The organism is Paenibacillus oryzae (assembly GCF_001675045.1).
Taxonomy (GTDB): Bacteria; Bacillota; Bacilli; order Paenibacillales; family Paenibacillaceae; genus Pristimantibacillus; species Pristimantibacillus oryzae.
On sequence record NZ_LYPA01000072.1, the window covers coordinates 38,805 to 60,645 of the forward strand.

Annotated in this window: 14 protein-coding genes; 3 read left to right on the forward strand and 11 right to left on the reverse strand. The window is 52.2% G+C overall.

Annotation, left to right across the window (positions count from 1 at the left end; genetic code table 11):
* Window positions 1-183 precede the first annotated feature (183 nt).
* From A7K91_RS20740 to A7K91_RS20750, 3 genes are read left to right on the forward strand one after another with little or no spacing between them, the layout of a single operon-like run.
* Window positions 184-846: an ABC transporter ATP-binding protein gene (locus A7K91_RS20740; protein WP_068686312.1), complete on the forward strand. Its 663-nt coding sequence runs from the start codon at window positions 184-186 to the stop codon at window positions 844-846.
* Window positions 847-892: 46 nt separating this feature from the next.
* Window positions 893-2,257, forward strand: a complete 1,365-nt coding sequence (locus tag A7K91_RS20745; RefSeq protein ID WP_082967637.1) for an ABC transporter permease — start codon at window positions 893-895, stop codon at window positions 2,255-2,257.
* A gap of 58 nt (window positions 2,258-2,315) precedes the next feature.
* Entirely contained in the window at window positions 2,316-3,389 is a 1,074-nt protein-coding gene (locus A7K91_RS20750) for an efflux RND transporter periplasmic adaptor subunit (RefSeq protein ID WP_068686314.1), read from the forward strand.
* A gap of 89 nt (window positions 3,390-3,478) precedes the next feature.
* Here A7K91_RS20750 and A7K91_RS20755 read toward each other — a convergent pair whose 3' ends face one another.
* The 11 genes from A7K91_RS20755 to A7K91_RS20805 all read right to left on the reverse strand — a co-directional run bounded on the left by A7K91_RS20755 (window position 3,479) and on the right by A7K91_RS20805 (window position 21,837).
* Window positions 3,479-5,377 carry a DUF2264 domain-containing protein gene (locus tag A7K91_RS20755; protein ID WP_068686316.1) on the reverse strand — a complete coding sequence of 633 codons (1,899 nt, stop codon included), beginning with the start codon at window positions 5,375-5,377 and terminating at the stop codon, window positions 3,479-3,481.
* Between the two features lie 12 nt (window positions 5,378-5,389).
* On the reverse strand, window positions 5,390-6,517 hold the full coding sequence (locus tag A7K91_RS20760; RefSeq protein ID WP_068686318.1) for a glycoside hydrolase family 88 protein: 1,128 nt from the start codon (window positions 6,515-6,517) through the stop codon (window positions 5,390-5,392).
* Window positions 6,518-6,706: 189 nt separating this feature from the next.
* The gene (locus A7K91_RS20765) at window positions 6,707-7,621 is read right to left on the reverse strand and encodes a DUF6612 family protein (protein WP_156739728.1); all 915 of its coding nucleotides are present in this window, start codon (window positions 7,619-7,621) and stop codon (window positions 6,707-6,709) included.
* A 287-nt stretch (window positions 7,622-7,908) separates the two neighbouring features.
* The gene (gene abc-f, locus A7K91_RS20770) at window positions 7,909-9,588 is read right to left on the reverse strand and encodes a ribosomal protection-like ABC-F family protein (RefSeq protein ID WP_068686322.1); all 1,680 of its coding nucleotides are present in this window, start codon (window positions 9,586-9,588) and stop codon (window positions 7,909-7,911) included.
* A 417-nt stretch (window positions 9,589-10,005) separates the two neighbouring features.
* The gene (gene cydD, locus A7K91_RS20775; protein ID WP_068686324.1) at window positions 10,006-13,812 is read right to left on the reverse strand and encodes a thiol reductant ABC exporter subunit CydD; all 3,807 of its coding nucleotides are present in this window, start codon (window positions 13,810-13,812) and stop codon (window positions 10,006-10,008) included.
* 46 nt (window positions 13,813-13,858) lie between these two features.
* The gene (gene cydB / locus A7K91_RS20780) at window positions 13,859-14,869 is read right to left on the reverse strand and encodes a cytochrome d ubiquinol oxidase subunit II (RefSeq protein WP_068686326.1); all 1,011 of its coding nucleotides are present in this window, start codon (window positions 14,867-14,869) and stop codon (window positions 13,859-13,861) included.
* Window positions 14,870-14,923: 54 nt separating this feature from the next.
* Window positions 14,924-16,321: a cytochrome ubiquinol oxidase subunit I gene (locus tag A7K91_RS20785; protein WP_068686329.1), complete on the reverse strand. Its 1,398-nt coding sequence runs from the start codon at window positions 16,319-16,321 to the stop codon at window positions 14,924-14,926.
* A 268-nt stretch (window positions 16,322-16,589) separates the two neighbouring features.
* Entirely contained in the window at window positions 16,590-17,942 is a 1,353-nt protein-coding gene (locus tag A7K91_RS20790) for an ABC transporter substrate-binding protein (protein WP_068686331.1), read from the reverse strand.
* 250 nt (window positions 17,943-18,192) lie between these two features.
* Window positions 18,193-18,963 (reverse strand): response regulator, encoded by a 771-nt coding sequence (locus tag A7K91_RS20795; RefSeq protein WP_068686333.1) that lies wholly within the window; start codon window positions 18,961-18,963, stop codon window positions 18,193-18,195.
* Window positions 18,956-20,749 carry a sensor histidine kinase gene (locus A7K91_RS20800; RefSeq protein ID WP_068686335.1) on the reverse strand — a complete coding sequence of 598 codons (1,794 nt, stop codon included), beginning with the start codon at window positions 20,747-20,749 and terminating at the stop codon, window positions 18,956-18,958. The genes A7K91_RS20795 and A7K91_RS20800 overlap by 8 nt, the downstream gene beginning before the upstream one ends.
* Before the next feature lie 218 nt (window positions 20,750-20,967).
* A complete protein-coding gene (locus tag A7K91_RS20805) occupies window positions 20,968-21,837 on the reverse strand; it encodes a carbohydrate ABC transporter permease (RefSeq protein WP_082967639.1) in 870 nt (289 codons plus the stop codon).
* Between the last annotated feature and the right edge of the window lie 4 nt (window positions 21,838-21,841).

Sequence of the window (21,841 nt, forward strand, 5' to 3'; positions counted from 1 at the left end):
CATATAAAATATCGACAAACAAGCATATGAAATGTATATAGCGCAAAAAAATATCCTCTCCGAGGAAGCTTACAGCCCTCTTTTTTCAACTTGTTACAAATTGGATACAAGTGTGATTAGCATGTATACAAGTTTTCCGTACAATAGCGGTAGTTGATCCAACAGGAAAGGGGAAAACCATCTATGCTTCGGGTCGAACAATTATCCCATTCGTTTCACAATGCCAGCGAAAGCGTCAAGGTGCTGCATGATATTAATCTATTTATCGAAAAAGGCGAAATGGTAGCACTGCTAGGAAGCTCGGGCTCCGGCAAATCAACGCTGCTTAATTTGATGGCCGGTTTTATGAAGCCTAGCTCGGGGCGCATCTTTATCGGAGACAAGGATATCGTGTTGCTTAATGAAAACAGGCTTGCCGAATACCGCCGCAAGCATATCGGCTTTATTTTTCAATCCTACGAGCTTATACCAAGCTTGACGGTTGTGGAAAATGTAGAGCTTCCGCTCGTCTTTCATACTCTGTCTCCTTCAAAGCGCAAAAAAAAGGCGCTGTCCTTGCTGGAACAGGTTGGTTTATCCGACAAAACCGATTTGTTTCCATCTCAGCTTTCCGGCGGTCAGCAGCAGCGGGTCAGCATCGCCCGCTCGCTCATATCGGAGCCATACGTTATTTTTGCCGACGAGCCTACGGGGAATCTGGATACCCGGACAGAGGAGGAAATCCTGTCTATCCTTCAGCGCTTAAACGCCGAGCTGGATACAACCTTCGTTATAGTCACGCATGAAGCCGAGGTGGCCGAACAAATGGGACGAATTATTACGCTGAAGGACGGGGTTTTAATTTGATACAGAGAAAACAGAGTTGGGTGGAAAGATCGAGGAGGGCTTCAGCTTGAGAATATTTGATTTGTTAAAGATGTCCTGGGGCCAAATCATCAGGAGAAAAATAGTAACGCTGCTATGTATGATCGGCCTGTCGGTCGGCTGTGCCGCCATTATTATGGCAATCAGCATTTCAACCTCGGCGCAAGATTACAGCCAGCAGCAATTAAACAACGAATACAAAATGGATGAAATCACCATTCAACCCAATAGCATTGGGGGCAGCGGTCAACAAGCATCGCAAAACGGCAAGGGCTTTGATCGCGGAGCCCTTACGATGCAAAAGCTCGATGTGATCAAACGCCTAGCCCATGTTAAAGCCGTGTTTCCAACCCTGCGTCTTGGTAATGTAGAGATGATTGGAACAGACGGAAGAATATCCAATGTCGAAGTAATCGGCACTGACCTCTCCGCGCTGCCAGAGTTTGGTTTTCGATTCGCTCAGGGGGGCGCGTCCACGGTGCTGGGGGCAGTTGTTGCCAACTACGGCGCCACCTTCGGCATGATAGACGCCCAGGTTATGAAGAATTTATTTGAAAAGCTGGAGAAGGAGCCCTATAACGACGAACTCTTTCTGGAATACGATCAGTTAAACAAGGAGCCTGCCGACTTGTTTCAGAAGCAAGTAAACTTTCGTACGGGCAATGCGGCTACAGGGACAAGCCCATCAACCTACAAGGTGAGTACGCCGCTGCGCATCAGCGGCCAGTTGAAGGTCAAAAGCGGCTCCAGCGAGGAATATGCCATCTACGAAAAAACAATATACGTTTCCATGGACACCGCGCGCATGCTGCAAAGCCAGCTTGGACTTGGCCAATCCGGCTCTCTTGTCAAATTCGACTCCGTCACGGTGCGCGTCGATGACAAGAAATATGTGCCGCAGGTCGAGGAACAGGTAAAAAAGCTGTTTTTGACAACGCAAAGCAATTTGTATCAGGAGGAAATGATTAAGCAGAAATTTGACCAATACCGAAAAATAGCGCTTGGCATCGGCACCTTTATTCTCATGCTGGCGTCACTCTCCATTTTTGTCGCCATGACCATGTCTACCCATCAACGGCGCAGACAAATCGGCGTTATGAAAATATTGGGGGCCAATCTATGGCAAATCCGACAGCTGTTTATGACGGAAGCCGCAGTACTCGGCTTAATGGGTGGCGCAACCGGGCTGCTTGTTTCTACGCTCATACTGTGGGGCGCCAACAATGCGATAGCAAAGGGACTGCTTACTATTGGGCCGCAGAGCATTGAAATACCGCCGCTGGCGCTTCTTGCCGGAGTTATTTTTGCCTTAATTACAGGTGTTGTATCAGGTATTTACCCTGCAATCAGCGCTTCCCGGACAAATGCGCTTGAGGTAATTAAAAATGGCTAGTTCATTAGGGCGTGTCTGAAAACGCCCTAGCAACAGAAAAATAAAGGGGCAACTACATATGGCAAAATGGATAAAAATAATAATTGCACTACTTCTGCTGGCGGGTGGCGGCTATTGGGCCTACGCCAAGCTCAAGCCCGAGCCCGCTCCGGTTGTGGAGCCCCAGCCTCCCATCACCTTTGAGGTGACACAGGAAACAATAAGCCAAACCATCCAGGTAAAAGGAAAATCGGCTTATACTGAGCAAACGGAGGTTTATGCCCCTATAGGAGGCAAAGTTTCCAACTGGAGCAAAAAAAACGGCGACGCCGTCAAAAAGGGAGAGCTGCTGCTGTCTCTGGAAACCAAAACGCTGCAATCAGAAATCAAAAGTATGGAGTCCGATATTCGAAAGTCAAGGCTGGAAATTAAGCAGCAGGAATTGGCCCGGCAGCTGCCAAATAGTGAATCGATCGGGGATACGGAGGATGCGCGGAAAACGGCAGCTCTGGATCGGGAAAACAAACGGCTGGCCTATGAACTGGGCAAGGAATCGTTATCCATCAAGGAATCCGAGCTGGCTCAAAAAAAATCAGCTCTTGCAGCAGCAGCCGTTAAAGCTCCAGTTTCAGGAGTATTCGTCTACGGGGATCAGGAGACCAAATCTCAAATGCTGTCAGAGGGGCAGCTGATCGGCAAAATTATCAACACCGAGCTGATTCAATTCAAAAGCGTCGTCTCCGAGCAATTTATTAATCAAATCAAACCGGGCATGCCTGTCCAGGTTCAATTGCAGAGTAATAAGGAGCAGAAGTTCACAGGGAAAATTACAATCGTTTCCCGTTTTCCAAGCGCGACCTCCAGCAGCGATGCCTCGCAGCCTTCCCAATTCGATATTGTTGTCAGCCTGCAAGCCGACAAGCTGCTGATTGGCGGGTTAACGCTGGAGGGCCAGATCGAAACTCAGCGCAAAGAAAATGCAACCGTCGTTCCTACGCTCGCCATTTTGCGCGACGGCAGCAACGCCTATGTAACGCTGGATAAAGGCAATGGCGAGACCATCCGTCAGGACATTAAAACCGGGCTTGAGGTAGACGATAAAACCGAGGTTTTGGAAGGGCTGAAGCCCGGCGAGGTTGTTGTTTTGGAATAGAATGCAAAGATGCTGCTGGTGCGGACACGGTAATGTCTCCTTCCAGCAGCATCTTTGCTTTTTATCGTTCGCAGTGCACTTAAGAAACCCTACATTTTAATCTCAAATCCTTGATTTTCAGATTCGCCTGGCACCAAAATCGTTATGGTTCCACTATCCACGGTTGCGTCAGGCGCCTTATCCCATAACTCGGAGATGTTTCCCCCAAAAGCTCCAGCGCCCTGCTCAAGCGCTATCTGCTTCGTTGCTATAGATGGTTGCCCATAGAAAGCCGAGACCAGCCAGCTTACGCCCGGCTCAAGGCTGGCCGTCAAAAATGGAATAACGGTGCGAGGATGCAGCACATTTGTATTGGCGCTTACATAATTGATTTCGCCCGCTCCCCATCCAAGCAATGCCTTTGCGCCAACTACCCCATGCTCCGAGCCGGCAAAAACCTCCTTGTCCCCGCGTTTCTCCTGCAATGACGCATCCCCGATGCCAAGTGCAAATCCGCCATCCGCGGCATCCAGCCTTCGAGCCGATTCAATGCGATGCACGCGGACATGCCAAGGCGCTCCTGCCAGCAGCCAGGTGGACACCTCGACATCCTGCCAAAGCTTCCATTTCATAAAAATGATAGTACCGTTTATGCTGTATTCCTCGATAGTCCGTTTTACACGGTACAGATTGTCCCCTTCGCTCAGCGCCAGCATAGAGTCAGGGGCGGATTGTCCAAGTCCCCATTCCGCGCGCGGCACGCTAAAGCCAAAGCGGTTGGAATAAACGAACTTTTCATATTTGGCCGACGTATGCGTATGGAAATTTGTTGCTGTACACCCGGCGTTAAAGGCCAAAAGATGACTGCGCTCCGGCTGTCTCGTTATCACTATTCTTGGTTCTGCCTGAACAAAATGCCGCTCCAGCGGAGGCAGCGGAAGTTCCTCCGCGCTCCAGAAAGGATGATCCTCCCCAAAGGCAAGCGGCAGGAAGGCTTTAAGCGCCCAATAAGGCGAACCCGGCGAATTGTAGTTTTCGCTCATAATCAGATTGGGATAGGCATAACCGATGCTTAACGTGCCGTCGGACAAAAAGATCGGCTGCTTGAACCACCAGCGCAAATGGCGAAGCATGATGCCTTTAAGGACGCCAGGCGAAAATGTCTCTACCCCGGAGTAGGCAAGAGCCCCCCAAAACGCCGCTTGGGAAAAGCGGTAGGCAAGGCTTCGGCCATAAGGCAAGGCGTCGCCATCCTCCGCAAACCAATAAATAAAGGATTTGGCGAACAGCGATGCACGCTCCTTGAACAAAGCAGCGCGCCGGGGATCCTCATCCTCCATCAGCTTCGCATAAAGCAAACTATAGTAATGAATAGCAAAAGGGCCGTAATAGTCGCAATGGGCCCCGACGCCGTCTGCGTACCAGCCTTCGCCCAAATAAAATTCCTCAATCCGGGTCAGCTGCTTTTCCATCCGCTCTTTGTCATAAGGCTTGCCTATTCGACGGAAACCGAGGCATACCAGCACATGAAAGAACAGCCAGTTGCAGTCGTACAGCTCCCTGCTGCTTATCTGATTAAGCCAGTTGTAGAGCCTTTCCCGCTCTGCTTCGTTTAACGGCTCCCACAGCTTCTCCGGCACAAGTGCCAGTCCCAGGCCAAAAGCCGCCATTTCCACCAGCAGCTGGTCATAGTTGCCGACCTCTCCCCAATATTCCGGGTGATCCGGGTTTGTTCCGTTAATGACGCCCTCACGTACAATGTCCCAATGCGGGCTGTCGCCGCCGCCCGCTGCAAGAGGAATCAAGCCCCACAACACGCGGGAGAAGCCCTCCACGCCTGCTTTGGCTTCCGAATACCCCGTACCGGTCACGCCAAGCTGAAGCCTTGCTTTGCCCTCGCTATAAAATTCCGCAAGCGGCTGGCACAGCTGCTCCAGCGCAAGCTGCAGATCCTGTTTTGTTTCCAGCGGATTATAAGAAATGGGTTGTCGCTTGAATGCCGTTTCCATATCGTTTCCTCCCTACCAGAACAATTCGTTATGGCCCTGCAGCCGCGAAATGCCCTCCGCAAAAAAGTAATCGCCATAAATAAGCGGCACATCGATATTTCTGCCCTCGGGATAATGGCTTGTCCCGTGCAAAATCAACCCTTGCTCGTTTTCGTTATCCCAAGCTCCGCAGGTAGTATACAGACCATACAATATGCCTTCTGCCGCATCGCGGTAAAGAACGCCTTGCTCCTCCGCCACCAGGTCTGCCAGCAGCAGCAGCCCGCAAGCGGCGCAAGCTCCTGCCGATGAATCGAGATGGCGCGGCACGCCGGCCGGTAAGCGGAAATCCCAGACCGGTACCTTGTCAGCAGGCAAATTAGCGATAAAATAGTTAGCAATTTGCTGCGCTGCATAGAGGAAGCGTTTATCACCTGTATACTGATAGCTCAGCGACATGCCATAAATGCCCCAGGCTGCGCCTCTGGACCAGGCGGAAGTCTCCGAATAGCCCTGTCCGCCGTTGACGCCAATTTTCTCCCCGCTTTCGGGATCAAAAATAACGATATGACGAACCGAGCCGTCCGGGTCAATGAAATGCTTCAGCACGGTATCCGCATGCTGTGCGGCAACATGCCGGAATCGGGGGTCGCCCGTTTCTCTGGACGCCCAATAAAGCAATGGAAGATTCATCATGCAGTCGATAATCGCCCAGCCCGCATTGTTTTCTCCCGGCTTCCATGGGTTCCAGGCTCTGATGTAGCGCCCCTGGACGTTAAATCGGCCCGCAAGGACGCTTGCAGCCAGTAAAGCGCGCCTCCTTGAGGCTGATTCTCCAGTCAGCTTGAACCGCGCAACGCTGGTCAACTGCCACATAAAGCCCAGATCATGGTCCAGCCGGTCAAATCCGGTCAACACCTCATCGAGCTGGCTTTCGCAGCTTTCGGCTATATGCTTTAACGACTCGTCGCATGTATCCCGGTAAACCAGCCATAACAGCCCCGGCCAGAAGCCGGCAGTCCACCAATGTGGAGCTTCAAGTGTATATGTGCCATTTAAGCTAGCGTGAGGAAAGCGGTTACCAATTTCTTTGCTGATGCGAGACACCTTGCGCACAACGGCGTCCCATGCCTCCTGCTTCCATTCCGTCATCTCTGTCATCCCTTCATCCATCGGACTTGAACATAATCGATGAAACCGATTACATTTTTATTTTCACTGCTCTTGTATTATGATAATCCATTCTGCTGAAGAACGGAATGCTTTTTCTTCTGATAAATACAAAAAACAATCGCCAACGTCTTGCAACAGACGAGGGCGATTGCATTGCCGAGCAGATCAGGGCAGGTCTTATAGACCGTCCATGGAAGACGCGTTAAGCGCTTCTTCCGGAACCTTGATTCCTTTAATTTCATTATGCTTTGAATAAGTAGTCGTCAAATTTTGAATCATTGCCGTCTTCTGGTCTCCAGCGCCAATGACCATATCCGTATATACCTTTACTATTGTCGGATAATAATTGGCTTTATCAATTTCAAAATAATACTCCATATCCTTGATTTGAATGTCGGCGCCAGACATTCCAGCAGCCTCCAGATTGCCCGAGATCAAGTCGTTAAAGCCTTCGCCGCTTGCTTTCAATTGAATGACATATTTGTCATCCTTTTCTTCAATCTTCAGCTTGTCGAGATAGTCAGCAAGCTGCTCCAATTGATGGGAAGGGTCCATGGATTCGCTAGTTGCGCCTTTCATCATTTCGCCGGCCAATTCCTGCGGGAATTTAAACCAGCCGCCAGTTGTCGGGTCTTGCATATAAAAACCTTCAGGCGTCATATAAGATTCAAAGCTTTGCTTTTGGCCGCCCATTTCAACCTCTGTAGTCTGATAGAAGGACAATTCCGGCTTCATTACCGCTTCCATAGTCATCGACGTTACGGTATTGACGGCTTGTCCGGCCATATCCATTTTTTGATCCGCAACGATGGTTGCGGCAAAGCTGTCCAGGCTGGAGGCGCTGCTGAGAATCTTTTTAAACAGCTCCTTGTCGGCTTCCGAAACGCTGCCTTCCTCTTTCTCTTGCGTCTCTTCGTTTGTTGCCGGCTCGCTCTCAGGGCTTGGGCTTGCCGCGCCTCCGGAAACCTCTTCAGTTGGTGAAGCGCTAGGCGCCGCTTCCTTTGTTCCTCCGCCGCATGCCGCCAATACAATCGTCAAGGCAAGCAGCAGCATAGTAGCTGCCCCTGATTGCTTCATCTTTTTGATGATCAATTTTTCCACACTCCTCTTTATTTTCAAGCAACAACGAAGAATATAGCATAATTTTCCGCATTGCTCCAGCATCACATGGCCTAAATCCATGATTTACATCCCATATATTCCCTTAAATCATGGGAATAAAGCATTATAAAAAAGTTCATTTATAATTATTCCCAAAACACCGGGAGGCCCGATCTTACAGTCATTTTCCCGGTCTTTTGCTTGTATTGACGCATAAAGAGAGTTTTAGGAAAAAAGTCTTATTTTTCTATTTCGCTTAATGATTTTCAAAATAACCGCTAAACGGACTTGATCAGCCTCCCTCGATGCAGACGAAATGTCTCGCCCTTAAACGCCTCCTGGAACCTGCGGTCATGCGACACGGCGATGACGGTTCCGGGAAAAAGCTCTAACGCCCTCTCCAGCTGCTCCATCAGATCAGGACTTAAATGATTAGTTGGCTCGTCAAGCAGCAGAAGATTGGCTCGCGAGACAATTAAACGGGCCAGCTGCAGCTTTCGGAGCTGGCCCGGACTTAGAATGGCAAGCTTTTTCTCCAGCTCTTGGGCCTGAAACAGTCTTGTTGCAAGCAGCTCCGAGCGGAAGTCCTCCTCGTAGCCGATGCGGTCCAGCCGGTAGGCGTCAAGCAGTGTCAGCTTTTTGGCAAAATCAGCTCCAGCTATTCCCGGTAACGAAATAGCCCTTGCTCCCTGCTCCAAATAACCGATGGAGACGCCCTCGCCAACCGATACAACTCCGGTATCCGGCTTCGTAACACCAGCCAGAAGATCAAGCAGCGTCGATTTGCCGGAGCCGTTGGGGCCTGTAATAAGCAATCTTGAGCCCGCTTTTACCGTCAGCTCTATCTCCTGAAGCAAATCCGGCTGTTCAGAATAACCTTTGCCTGCCCCCACAACCGACAGCGCGATCTCCCCGTCCTGATCGTCAGGTTCAAAATCGAGCTGAAAAACCAGCGGCTGCGGCGGCTTCTCAACCTCCCGGGCCATAAGCTGCTCCAGCTTGACCTCGGCATTCCGCACATTTCTGGAAATTGCGTTTTGTACGCGTCCCTTGAAAAAATGGGGAATAAACTTATCCCTGTCTCTGGCCGGCCGGTTATGACCAACCTGTCGCCCCGATTCGTTCATCCGTTCCTTCAGCCTTGCAATCTCCTCCTGCTGCTGACGATAGCTCTCCTCCCATTGAAGGAGCTCCTTGGCCTTGCAGCGCTTGTAATGATCATAATCTCCGGGGTACGTTCGGCAAGCTGCCCTATACTCATCCACCTCAATAATGACGTTAACACAGCGGTTCATAAATTGCCGGTCATGGGAAGACATCAGCACAGTGCCGGGGTAGTCCAACAAATAAGACTCCAGCCAGGTCAACGCGCCTTCGTCCAAATGATTGGTTGGCTCGTCCAGAAGCAGCAAGTCCGGCGTTTCGATCAGCAGCGCCGCGAGCCCAACCCGGGTTTGCTGTCCTCCGGATAACGTAGCCAGAGGGCGGTTCTCATCCAGATGGCCGAGGCCCAGCCCCTCCATGACAAGCCGGGTCCTATAGTCCAGATCATAGCCCCCGCGCTGCTGAAACCGGCTCTCCGCTATGCCATATTCAGCCATGAGCGCATCCAATTCACGTCCTTCCGCCTTTGCTAGCCCAGCCGTCAACTCCTCCAAACGATGCTGCAGCTCCACCAGTTTACGCTGCGCATCCCCAATGTAACGGGCTATCGTCACCGTTCCTTCAATGGACAAGGTTTGCGGTAAATACCCAACCCTTATGCCGCTAGCGAGCTCAATATCTCCGTGATCCGCTTCTTCAAGACCCATAATAAGCTTCAAAATCGTCGATTTCCCCGAGCCGTTAGCGCCGACAAGAGCAGCTCTTTTGCCTTTTGCCAGCTCAAAGGACGCTTGCTTCAAGATTATATGGTCACCATACATTTTTGTCATTTGCTGAAAAGATATCATAGTCATGAGATTACCTCCTTCGTTTATCGAAACGACAGTGCGGCATCCCTATAAAAGGCATTTTCAACTTTCGCTTATACACAAAAAAGCTGCGAATGCAGACGCACTCGCAGCGGAAAAAACGGATATAGACGCACTAATGGCGATATCCCGTCAAGCTTTCCAACATGAGCTTGCTATACAACCAGGCGGACAGACTCCTCCCGTTGCCGCTGCCCGCGAGGCAGCGTCTGCATTCCTTATTCCTATTATTATAGGGATTGGATTGCAAGCAAATGCTCCATGTCGATTGGGATACCACCTTTCACTTTTACTGGGTTTCATGTTTAATCATTTTTGTTGCATTCTCATTGTAGCTTCCTTGCTCCGTATTTGCAACAAAGGATATCCTGCTCCCTCTTGCAAGGCCGCCTCATTTCGCCGCTATGCCAAATATCGGTCCCAGGCCTCCTGCTGCTGCAAAACCCACATCCGCCAATATCTGCCCTTTTGGGCGAGCAGCTGATCATGGGTTCCCCGCTCGCAAATGATTCCTTCATGCAGTACCAGGATTTCATCCATAGACTCAAGACCTGCCAGCTTATGCGTAATCCATAAAATAGCCTTGTCGGCATACAGGCTGCTCATCTGGCTTGCAAACGCCTGCTCCGTTAATGCGTCCAGACCCGTTCCCGGCTCGTCAAACAGCAGCGCCGGCGCATTGCAGACAAGCGCGCGGGCCAAAGCAAGCCGCTGGCGCTCGCCGCCGGAAAGCTTGGCTCCCCACTCTCCGATTACCGTGTTATAGCCCTGCGGCAGCTTCTGTATCGTTTCGTCGATTAACGCGCTGCGCGCCGCTTCCATCAGCTCCGCATCCGTAGCGCCAGACCGCCCCAGCCGCAAATTATCAGCGACCGAAGCATTAAACAATTGCACGTTTTGCGATACGACCGCAAATTGTGAGCGAGCCTCGGCTTCGGTCATCGCTTGAAGCGATTTTCCATTTATATTGACGCTGCCCTGCTCAAGCGGTCTTAGCTTGAGCAAAAGCTGCAGCAACGTGCTTTTCCCCGCGCCGCTTTCGCCCACGATGGCGAGCCGTTTTCCTTTTTCCAGCGTCAAGGATAGTTCATGAAGCGCATCGGACCCGGCAGCGCTGTAACGGAAAGAAAGCCGGCTGATTTCCAGCTTCCAGTGCATCTCCGTCATGTGGGATGAATGCTCCTGCTGCTGCATATCTGCCTTTTTCGTCTCCTTCCCAGCCTCCATTTCCCCTCGCGCCATCTCCTTCTCTTCCTGTTCCCGCTGGCCCGACTCATCTGCCAGCTTCAGCAACCTGCCGCCCGCAGCCATCGTTTGCGAATAATGCTGGAAAGCTTGCGGCAGCGGCAGGAGCGACTCGAAGCAGGCGAAACCCGCCAGCATCAGCGCAGGAATCATATAACCCTGAATTTGGCCGGAGGCCGTCAGAGGAATAAGCATCAGAAGCAGCAGCCACATCGTCAGATTGGCAAGGCCGGACATAACGCCGCCTGTCAAAGCCGTAATCATATGTTGTGTCTTTTGATAACGATCCAGCTTTCCTTGAATATGGCTGATACGCTCCTGGCTGTCGGCCGTTCTGCCAAACAAGGACAAGGCCTCCAGCCCGCCCAGCATATCGGAGGTTTCGTCATATAGTGCAGAGCGGTCTTTTACAAAGCTGCTCGCCCCCCTCTTGCCAAGGATATGGCCTAGCCACGGCACAGCCAGCCCCGACAGAAGCAGCATACCCACCAGCGCAAAAGCAAGGGAAGCATGCTCTCGCACCATAATGAAATAGCCAAGCACAGTCGCAAGCACTGCCACGACAGGAGGCGCAATGACGCGTAAATACAGGTTTTGCATTTGCTCCACGTCGCTGATCACAGAGCTTAACAGATCGCCGCTGCGTTTGCGCTCCAGCAGTCTTACCCCTTGCGGCTCCAGCCTTTTGTAAAGCCAGGTCCGCAATTCCTTCAATATCCGAAACGTGAGATCATGGGCAACAAGCCGCTCCGAATAGCGAAAAACGCCGCGGGCAATGCCGAAGAAACGAACGCCAACGATCGGCACGTACAGAAGCAATATATTTTCCGGCCGGAGGGCTGCTTTTGCAATCAAATAACCCGAAACGCCCATTAAGCCGGCATTTGCCGCAACTGTTGCAAACCCGATCAATACGGCAATCAGCATCCTCCATTTGTATGGAGCGACAAACCGGAGCAGCCTGAGCAGGACGGCAAAGCGGCCGCCGTGGCGCTCTGTTTGTCCCGTTGCTTTATGGCTGGAGCCTCCACCCTTGTGTGCAGAGAGGGCTTCTGCTGCGATACCTCGTTCGACGGCAATATCAGAAACGCCCCGCTCATATAGCTGCTGCGCCTCAGTTACGCCCTGCTCAACAAGCCTTTGCTGCTGGATCAGCGCGTCTTTATACCGCTCTGGCTGAGCATGACTGTCCTGCTCCGCGTCGGCCTGACTGCCTGCCCCCGTCTCCAGAGCATGACCCATACTTCCGGATGCCTTATACATGCTGGCGTACAAGCCTCCCGCCTCCATCAGAGCCTCTGGAGAGCCATCCTCAACCACCTGGCCGCCCGCAACAACTATAATCCGGTCGGCGTCGTGAATCGTATGAAGGCGATGAGCGGCCGTTATGGACATGCGTCCCTGCAGCGCGCCCTTCAAACCCTTCATTAACGCGGCTTCATTGCCTATGTCAATGGCAGCCGTCGGCTCGTCAAGCAGCACAAGCGGCATTTCCCGCAGGAGCGCGCGAGCCAGCGCGAGCCGCTGGACCTGCCCGCCGGACAGAGGGGCGCTTTCACCCAGCACGGTATCGTACCCCTGCGGCAATGCCCCGATAAATCCGTCCGCCTGCGCCGCTTTTGCCGCTGCGCGGACCTCCTCATCTCGGGCGCCGGGTTGGCCAAGCCGGATATTGTCTCCCACTGTGCCGTGAAACAGATGCGGCTTTTGGGGCAGGACGGAAAGCCGGCTTCGCCAGCTCTCCATGGACAGCTCCGCCATATCAATGCCATCAATTAAAATCCGGCCCGAGGTTGGCTTGAGAAAGCCTTGCAGCAATTGAAGGATCGTGCTTTTGCCCGCTCCGCTAGGCCCTGCCAGCGCCACCCTTTTGCCGGGCTCCAGCTCAAACGAAATGCCGTCAAGCGCAGGATGCTCCTCTCCTTGCCGTTGCACCGTCACATTCTCAAAAACAATGTGAAATCCGTTTACGGAAGCCTGCGGCTTCAACGCCCCCTCCCGCTCGGCCCACCCCGGCGGCTCAGCCTCCAGAATATCGAAAATGCGGGAGATAGCGCTCATTCCATTTTGACCGGAATGAAACTGGGTGCCCAACGTTCGGATCGGCGTATAAAACTCAGGCGCCAGCAGCAGCACCAAAAAGGCATGCTGAAAGCCGATTTCGCCATCAACGAGCCGCAAGCCCAGGAAAACGGCAACCACCGCCGTGCTGAGCGAAGCAAACAGCTCCATAACAAACGCCGACATAAAGGCCAGCCGCAGCGTTGCCATCGTGGAACGGCGGTGCTCCTCGCCGATGCGCGCAATAATGCCGATTTGCGCCTTGCTGCGGTTAAAGATTGCCAGCGTAGGCAAACCGCGCAATATTTCGTGAAAATGGCCGCCAAGCCTGCCCAGCAGCTGGAATTGCTTGTCGGTTTTGGACTTGGCGGCTTTGCCGATCAAAATCATGAACAGAACAAGCAGCGGCATCGTCGCTGCAAATACGGCCGCGGACAACAAGTCCGTGCCCGCCGTCACAACCAGCACGGCAGCGGGAATAAAGGCGGAAATCGCCACCTGGGGCAAATATTTGGCCAGATAGTTCTCCAGATGCTCCACGCCTTCGTAGGCGGTGCCGATCAATTCGCCGCTTCGTTCGCCTTTGGCGTATTCCGGCCCAAGCTCCGCAAGCTTGGCGATCAAGCGCAGCCTGAGCTCTCCTTTGATCCGTTGAGCCATCCGGGCAGAGGTGTAATCTGCCGCGGAATGCAGGAGCGAGCGCAGCGCAATGACGCCCAGCAGCACATAAAGGACCGGCAGCAGCGCCGCCAGATCAAGCCCGCCAAGAAAGGCCCCGTCAACGGCCCGGGCCATATAGATGGCTTGCGCAATCAGCAGCAAGCCGCCCGCCGAGCCCAGCAGCACGCTAGCCGCAAACAGCTTGCGCGCGCCTTGTATCCGCTTGAACAATCCCTTGAACATGTGCCCAACCCCTTAATATACGTAATCAAAACGCCTTATACGGACCTTAATAATCCAGATGATCGCTTGCGCTTACTCGTTTGCGGAAAACCCAGTAGGTCCAAATCTGATACGCCAGCACCAGCGGAATCGTCGAAACGGCCACAATCGTCATCACCTTCAGCGTATACGTGTTGGATGCCGCATTGTAGATGGTTAGCGACCAGTCAGGGTTAAGCGTGGAAATCATCACATTCGGGAACATGAGCGAAAACACGGTAATGGTGGACAGAACTATGGTAGCTCCCGTCATAATAAACGCCCAGCCGTCGCGATTGGCCTTAATAAAGAAATGAACGGACAGCAAAGCCATTCCCGCCAATATCGGAACCATGCCGGGACTAATGCCTCTGGACGCAAACATATCCGTTTCAAAATAACTGAGCACAACAAACAGCAGCAAAACAGCGCTCGTCCAGGCGCCGATTTTTTGCGCAACGCCGCGCGCCTTCAGACGCAGGTCGCCCTCCGTCTTGAGCGACAGGAACAATGCGCCATGCAGCAGGAACAGCATAACCATGCTGGCTCCCCCCACAACAGAATACGGCGACAGCAAATCCCAGAACGAGCCGACATAGTTCATGTTTTCATCAATGGGCACGCCCCGCATCAGATTGGCTAGCGCCACGCCCCACAGCAGCGCGGGGAGAAAGCTTCCGATGCTAATAATCCAGTCCCACATGGAGCGCCACTTCGGATTTTCCAGCTTGCTGCGGAATTCAAAGGCGACTCCGCGCCCGATCAGCGCCAGCAGCATTAGAAAAAGCGCCATGTAGAAGCCGCTGAACAAGGTGGCGTACCAGTTTGGAAAAGCCGCAAACATAGCTCCTCCCGCCGTAATCAGCCATACCTCGTTGCCGTCCCAGAAAGGGCCAATCGTGTTAATCAGCACCCGGCGTTCGGTGTCGCTTTTGCCCAGAATGGGCGTCAGCATGCCAACCCCGAAGTCAAAGCCCTCCAGGAAAAAAAATCCGATAAACAATACGGTAATCAAAATAAACCAAACGGTTTCCAGCATCCCTTCATCCGCCTCGCTTTCTTAAATAATTCATTGCAAGCCAAGCTTGCAGCCCTACAGCAGAGCGGCAGGCGGGGCATTGTTCGCTGCCTTGCCCCCGACATGATGCTTCGCATCGACATCGGCGCCTTCGCGGACCGTCCGCACGACCAGATAAATAAAGGCGGCGGCAACCAGGCCGTAAACGACGGTAAAGCCAATCAGCGTTGTAGCTACCATCCCGCTGGACACAAGCGGCGAAACGCCTTCTTCCGTATGCTGAAGACCAAATACAATCCATGGCTGACGTCCAACCTCGGTCATAATCCAGCCCGACGTGTTGGCGATAAACGGCAGCGCAATAGCAGGCAGCATCCACCTCAGATAACGGGTTGAGCCTTCCACCCGGCCCCGAATCGCCTTATAGACGCCCAGGATGCCAAGCAAAATCATCAGCATTCCCGCTCCAACCATAATTCTGAAGCTCCAGAAGGTCGTGCGAACGGGCGGAATGTAGTTTCCTTCTCCGTATTGCTGAACATATTGGTCCTGCAGCTCCAGCATGCCCGGTACGCTTCCGGTCAGCTTGTTGTAGGACAATACGCTGAGCAGGTAAGGCACTTCAAGCTGGAAGGAGTTTTCCTGCTTTTCGGGGTCAATTGAAGCAATAACCGTCCATGGGGCGCTTTCCCCGCTTGTATGCCACAAGCCTTCGGATGCGGCCATTTTCATGGGCTGCGAGGTCATCAGATGCTGCGCCTGATCATGACCTGCAAAGGCTGTGAGCAAGCTGGATACCAATGCCACCGCAATAGCGATGTTAAAGGAAGGGCGAAAAATGTTCAGCTGCTGCTTGCGCACGATTTTGTACGCGCTGATGCCTGTCATAAAAAAAGCTCCGGTCGCAAGCGCCCCGAAAATGACATGCGGGAACTCCACCCATAGCTGCTTGTTGCCCAACAGCGCAAAAAAGTCGGTCATTTCGGCCCGGCCGTTAACAATTTCAAAGCCCACAGGCTCCTGCATAAAGGCGTTGGCGCTCAAAATCCAGAGCGCGGACAGCGTAGCCGCAATGGCGACAAGCCAGATGCACGCCAAATGCACCTTCTTGGACAAGCGGTCCCAGCCAAAAATCCAGATGCCGAGGAAGGTGGACTCCAGAAAAAAGGATACAAGCGCTTCGACCGCAAGCGGCCCTCCGAACACAGCGCCTACAAAGCGGGAATAATCCGCCCAGTTCATGCCGAACTGGAACTCCTGCATAATACCGGTTACAACCCCTACGGCAAAATTGAGCAAAAAGATTTTGCCCCAGAACTTCGCCATTTGCTTGTACTTCTCGTCGTCCCGGATGACATACATCGTTTGCATAAACGCGATTAAATACGCCAGTCCAATCGAGAGCGGCACGAACAAAAAGTGATAAATGGTCGTAACGCCGAATTGCAGCCTGGCCAGATCAACTGCTTCCATCTCAACATCTCCTTTCGATGTTTTCATTATAGAAATCTGGCGAGTCTTTTTAAGTGATATTCCGCACACCCAAAAGTAAATAATCCAAATTATTAAAGTCATAATGCTTTCATGATTTGTCACAGCCGCACAAAGCGTTAACGAAAAAAACCGCAAGCGCCGATGCGCTTGCGGTTTAATTAATCCCGATTTGATTTGTTTCTAACACCCTTGAGGCGGTCGGTTTGACTTATTTCTGTTGAACCCTATGTCTCCGTAATCCTATCGTTTAGCCGTTCCGCTTGATCAGATCATTATGGCGCTTAACGATGTTTTCCATCGTTTGATCCAGACTGCGGGAGTTAAGGAAGTAGTTTTCCATTTCCTCCGCGCGCAGATCGTTTAATTGAACCGGAACGGTGTTAATGTAGGTTTCCTGATTTCCGAACAGGACGTTTTTGAGGGAATCCAGATCATACAATTGTTCATTGCCTTCCACCAGCTTCACCATTGTTACGCTATTGTCCACCTGGCCGGATGCAGGAATTCTGCCGCCTTTGCTAAGGTATGTGACGCCTTCGTCGGCATACCATTGCAGAAACTTCCATGCCTCGTCCTTATAAGCGGATTTGGGATTGATGGAAACAACATCGCTGAGGCCGCCTTCCATGCGGAAATCGCTGCGAGCGCCGTCCGGACGCGGAACGGTTGCAAACGCAATTTTGAATTCACGCGGATAATCGGTCAAATTGTTGGCGTTGCGGAAAATCCAGTTTCCGGCGCCAAACATCGCCGCTTCGCCCTTCAGGAAGGAGGCGTCGACCGGCATTTTGGTCGCAACCTGCTCGCCGTAGGTCGGCATGCTTTTGTCCTCGTGCATCATCTTGTGCCAAGCCTCAAGCGAAGCGCGCGTTACCGGCGTATCCAGATTGGACTTGCCGTCCTTAACAAAGTCATTTTGCAGCTCGCCGTCCATATTGAAGGAGAACATGTTAGTCCCCTGCACGTAACCATAGGTTGTGTCCCGGCTAAGCCGTTTGGCGTATGCCGCCAGATCGCTTTGCGTCCAGTCCAGCGCCGGCAGCGGCAGACCCGCTGCATCCAATGCATCCTTGTTCAGCCAAATAAAGCTTTGCGAGGATACCGTCGGCAAGCCGTAATAGCCGTCCTCGAATTTCCAGGCTTTAACGGCTTCGCCCAATTTGCCTTCGATGTCATAACCTTCCAGCTGACTCAGGTTTAAAGCGCTGCCCGCCTGTACTCTTTTTTCTACCATAAACTTCGCATAGCTAACGTACAGGTCGATATTTTCACCGGCCACCAGCGCCGTATCCAGCTTCAGATTGCCGCTGTCGTCATTGACGAAACGGACATATTCCACCTTTACATCGTCGTTGGCATCATTCCATGCCTTGACCATGTCCAGCGGCCCCGCTTCTTCCGGAACGCCGCCCCAAAACTTCAGCGTAATCGTTTTGCCCGCGGCCTCTCCGCCGCCATCTGTAGCAGTTGCAGTTGCCCCTCCGTTGCTATTACCGTTGCCATTGCCGCTTTCCGCACCGCCGCCGCTATTTCCGCAACCGCTTGCAAAAACCATTAATGCAAGCAATCCAGGCAGAGCCCATTTTAATTTCGCTTTCATTATGACAAACCTCCCCTTCATCTCTTAGCAGTTTCAGCCTTCAAGCCTCGCCAGCCAGGCGCTTCTCTCTTCGGCCTGTAACTATCGTACCATCAGGCCATTCATCGTCCCATGAACGCTTTTGTGTTGTAATGGGACATTTTTTGGGGATTAGGCCTGGGGATTAAGCTTGCTTGATTCAAGGCCTATGACTTCCGGAAACTGGCTTATGGTTTTCGGAAACCGGCCTATGATCTTCGGAAAAGCCGGCCTATGACTTCCGGAAATCGCTTGGCGTTTTGCCCGTCCACCGCTTGAATACTTTAATGAAATAGTTATCGTTGGCAAAGCCGCAGCGCTGGGAAATAGCCGAAATCGGGAGCGTTGTTCCAAGCAGCTCCCGCACCGCCGCCTCCACCCTCACCTTTTGCGTAAAGTTAGTAATGGTATGTCCCGTTTTTTTCTTGAAAATATTGCTCACATAGGTCTGCTCCATATTGACGAGCTTAGCCAGGCTTCCAAGCGACAGCTCCTCGCCGTAATGCTGCGAAATGTAGGCCACAAGCCGGTCCACCTGGGGATGATCTGTCAGCCGCTCCGCTGCGGAGGGTGCGCCAAGCGCCTCCCCCCCTCCAATGCCGTTAAGCCTTCGCCACTTGTCGCGCTGCTCCAACTCTCCCCTTGCCTTGTCCAGCAGGGAAGCCAGACGTTCGGGCCGGAGCGACAGCTTCAGCACATAACCAATCGCACCTAGCTCCAGCGCCTGCTGGGCGTAATGGAACTCCGACATGCAGGTCAGCATAATAAACGGGCAGCTCCAGCCGGCCTCCCGGCTTCTGCGCAGCAGCTCCACGCCGTCCATTCCGGGCATCACAATATCCGTAATGACCAGATCCGCCTGCTCCTGCTCCATCGCTTCGTACGCTTCATCGCCGCTTGCAAACTCTCCCTTTAGCGCAAAGCCGTATTTTTCCCATAGCACCATATGCTTTAGCATATCCAGCGAAAACGGCTCATCCTCTACCAAATAGACGCTATACATGAGTGTTTTCCTCCTTTTGGTATGGTTCCGAAATGAGAAGGGGCAGAGCTATTTTCACTACCGTTCCGGTATGATCCTGCGGCTCGAGCAGCTCCAGAGACGCGCCTCCCCTGTACAGCAGCTCCAGCCGCTCCCGGATATTGGCAAGCCCGATGCCTTTGCGTTTCCTTGCGATAGAGGGCGACTCCTTTCGGGCTCCCTCTACGCCCTGCCCATTATCGGCAACGGACAGTAAAAGCTGACTTTCATTGCGCTGGATGGCAATGGTTATCGTTTCGTTCGGCTTGGGCTTGGCGAAGCCGTGAATAATCGCATTTTCGACGAGCGGCTGAAGTGTGAACTTGGGCACCAGCGTATAATATAGCGATTCGTCATAGCGGATATCCAGCTTGAAGCGGTTGCTGAAGCGGGTATTCTGAATATGCATGTAGGCTTCCGTAAAGCTGAGCTCCTGCCCCAGCGGCACCAGGTCCACCTCCGTATTAAGGCTGGTCTCCAGCAGCAGCCCCAGCGAGACGCAAATTTCAAACGTCACCTCATCCTTGTTCCGCAGCGCCTGGCTTTTGATCATATTTAGCGTATTCAGCAGAAAATGAGGGTCCATCTGGGAAACGAGAATTTGAAACCGGCTGGACTCCTTCTGCCGTTCCTCTACCTTCAGCCGGTAAATGAGGCTTTGGATATCTGCGATCATCACATTAAAGCTATCCACCAGGTGCAAAATCTCACCGCTGTAGGAATCGGTGGGAAGCGTTACTTTAAGCTCGTTATCCGCCGCCTTGGACATCACGTTGCGCAGCTTGTGCAGCGGTTTCGTTATGGCGGAGGCGATCAGCAAAGTGGCGGCGATAAAAACGGCGGTCAGCAGCAGCACGCCCAAAAATACATTTCGTTTTATTTTGTTCGTGTCGGCAAACACCTGCTGGAGCGATATTTTTTTGACCAGCATCCAATCCATGGAGGACAAATAACTCGCCATATACAGAACCTGCTCCTGATCGCTTATATAATGAACCGTTTTGTCGGGATGCGCTTTCAATTCCGCTGCCAGCTGCTGGATCAATGGCTCCGGCATATTCGTTCCTTCGGCGCTGCGAAACACAATACCCCCGTCCGTCCTTGCGACCAGATAGCTGCCCTGCCTGCTTCCTCCGCGCGCCCATGCCGCCAGCCAGCGCTGATGATCCATGCTGATACGCACAGAACCAAACGGCTCCCTCTGCTCATTAAGAAGCAAGGAATCAATCGTCAGCATCGTATCGCCGGGAACAATATCCTTGGCTACATAAGTGGGAGCTTCCTGCCAACGATAGGTGGCTCCCGCTCCGCCGCCGGTTAGCTCCAGGATCTCCCGGTACAGCTTACCGCCATCCATCGCCTGGCGGGGCGTATAGTTGAAATAGGCATTGCCGGACTTATCGGTTACCGTAAAATAAACGGAAGGGGTAGACAGAAAAAACGAATTGGCAAGCGAGTCCAGATTGCGGATAATTTCTTTACGCGCGGCATGGTAGGATTCATTGCCCTTGCCGCTCAAATATTGCTCGAATGCGGGATTCTGATTAATCAAAATAAGGGAGCGGGTCATCAAACCCGTCAAATCCAGCAAGTCGCTGCGAAAGCCTTCAACCTCCCGCGAGTTTTGCGCAATCTGGTTTTGCTTAAGCACCTGCTCGATCTGGTTAAACCCGATCAGGCAAAGGCCTGAAAACGGAATCAGCACCAGCAGCACATAGGCGGCAACCATCCGGTTTTTCAAGCTGCCAGGCCACCATTTTTTCCACATGTATACTGTCAGTCCCCTCTGCCCGCACCTGCAATTTTGCCCAGTATATCAAACGCGGCTCTTGTCGAAAAGAGTCTAAAAAACGTCTCCCGGAAAAACGGCAAGGGAAAGCCGACAAAAAAACTCGCCCTCAAGACACCCCTTCCCCTCCGGTCATCTCTGCTGAATAGCTATTCGTTTCATGCGACTTTTCGGACAGCCCCTAATCCGGTCAGCTTTTATCCTTTGACCGCACCGTTTGCAATGCCTTCAATAATAAAGCGCTGGCCAAGCAGAAAAACAAGGATCATCGGAATCATCGCAGCCGTGGCGGCTGCCATCATGCCATTGTAATCAACGGAGTTTTCCAGCACGAAGTTTTGCAGGCCAAGCGGCACGGTATAGAGATTTTTGTCGATTAGAAAAATAAGCGCATTTTCATAGTCATTCCAATGCCAGGAGAAATCCAGAATAGTGAGCGTAGCAAGCGGTCCTTTGGCTAACGGCAAAATAATGTGCCAGAAAATTTTGGGATGACCGGCCCCGTCAATAAATGCCGCTTCGCTAATTTCATGCGGAACGGTTATAAAAAACTGTCTTAGCAGGAACACGCCAAAAATAGTAAACATGCCGGGAAGAATAAGCGCCAGATGACTGTTGTAAATCCCCATCCAGTCAAACAGCACAAACTTGGGAACAAACAAAATTTGCGGCGGCACCATCATCATGGACAGGTAAATAAAAAACATGGCGTCGCGTCCGCGAAATTTGACCCGGGAAAAGCCGTAAGCCGCCAGCGCGGCAAATGCAACGGCGCCAACGGTGGAAATAACGGATACCTTTAACGAGTTAACATAATAGGAAACAAAATTGCCCGGACCCGTCCACACCTTCTCATGATGCTTCCAGACGATTTCGTCAGGAATCCATTGAATGGGAAAACGGAACACCTCAAGCGGCGTTTTGAAGGATGTCGAAATCATCCAGGCGAACGGGAGCAGCATAATGAGCCCAAAAGCCGTCATGACTAAAGTAAGCACCCATTTTCTCAAAACAGGGCCCCGTTTTTCCCTTCTTCCGGTCCCGCCGGCAGCAGTTATTGTGTTCATCGCG

Excerpts from the sequence above, each read along its gene's own strand:
- A7K91_RS20785 (WP_068686329.1), bottom strand. The coding sequence starts at position 16,321 with ATGGAAGCAGTTGATCTGGCCAGGCTGCAATTCGGCGTTACGACCATT.
- A7K91_RS20795 (WP_068686333.1), bottom strand. The coding sequence starts at position 18,963 with ATGTATAGCGTCTATTTGGTAGAGGATGAGCCGTTTTCGCTGGATATG.
- A7K91_RS20760 (WP_068686318.1), bottom strand. The coding sequence starts at position 6,517 with ATGACAGAGATGACGGAATGGAAGCAGGAGGCATGGGACGCCGTTGTG.
- A7K91_RS20800 (WP_068686335.1), bottom strand. The coding sequence starts at position 20,749 with ATGTGGAAAAAATGGTGGCCTGGCAGCTTGAAAAACCGGATGGTTGCC.
- A7K91_RS20750 (WP_068686314.1), top strand. The coding sequence starts at position 2,316 with ATGGCAAAATGGATAAAAATAATAATTGCACTACTTCTGCTGGCGGGT.
- A7K91_RS20740 (WP_068686312.1), top strand. The coding sequence starts at position 184 with ATGCTTCGGGTCGAACAATTATCCCATTCGTTTCACAATGCCAGCGAA.
- abc-f (WP_068686322.1), bottom strand. The coding sequence starts at position 9,588 with ATGACTATGATATCTTTTCAGCAAATGACAAAAATGTATGGTGACCAT.
- cydD (WP_068686324.1), bottom strand. The coding sequence starts at position 13,812 with ATGTTCAAGGGATTGTTCAAGCGGATACAAGGCGCGCGCAAGCTGTTT.
- cydB (WP_068686326.1), bottom strand. The coding sequence starts at position 14,869 with ATGCTGGAAACCGTTTGGTTTATTTTGATTACCGTATTGTTTATCGGA.
- A7K91_RS20790 (WP_068686331.1), bottom strand. The coding sequence starts at position 17,942 with ATGAAAGCGAAATTAAAATGGGCTCTGCCTGGATTGCTTGCATTAATG.
- A7K91_RS20805 (WP_082967639.1), bottom strand. The coding sequence starts at position 21,837 with ATGAACACAATAACTGCTGCCGGCGGGACCGGAAGAAGGGAAAAACGG.
- A7K91_RS20755 (WP_068686316.1), bottom strand. The coding sequence starts at position 5,377 with ATGGAAACGGCATTCAAGCGACAACCCATTTCTTATAATCCGCTGGAA.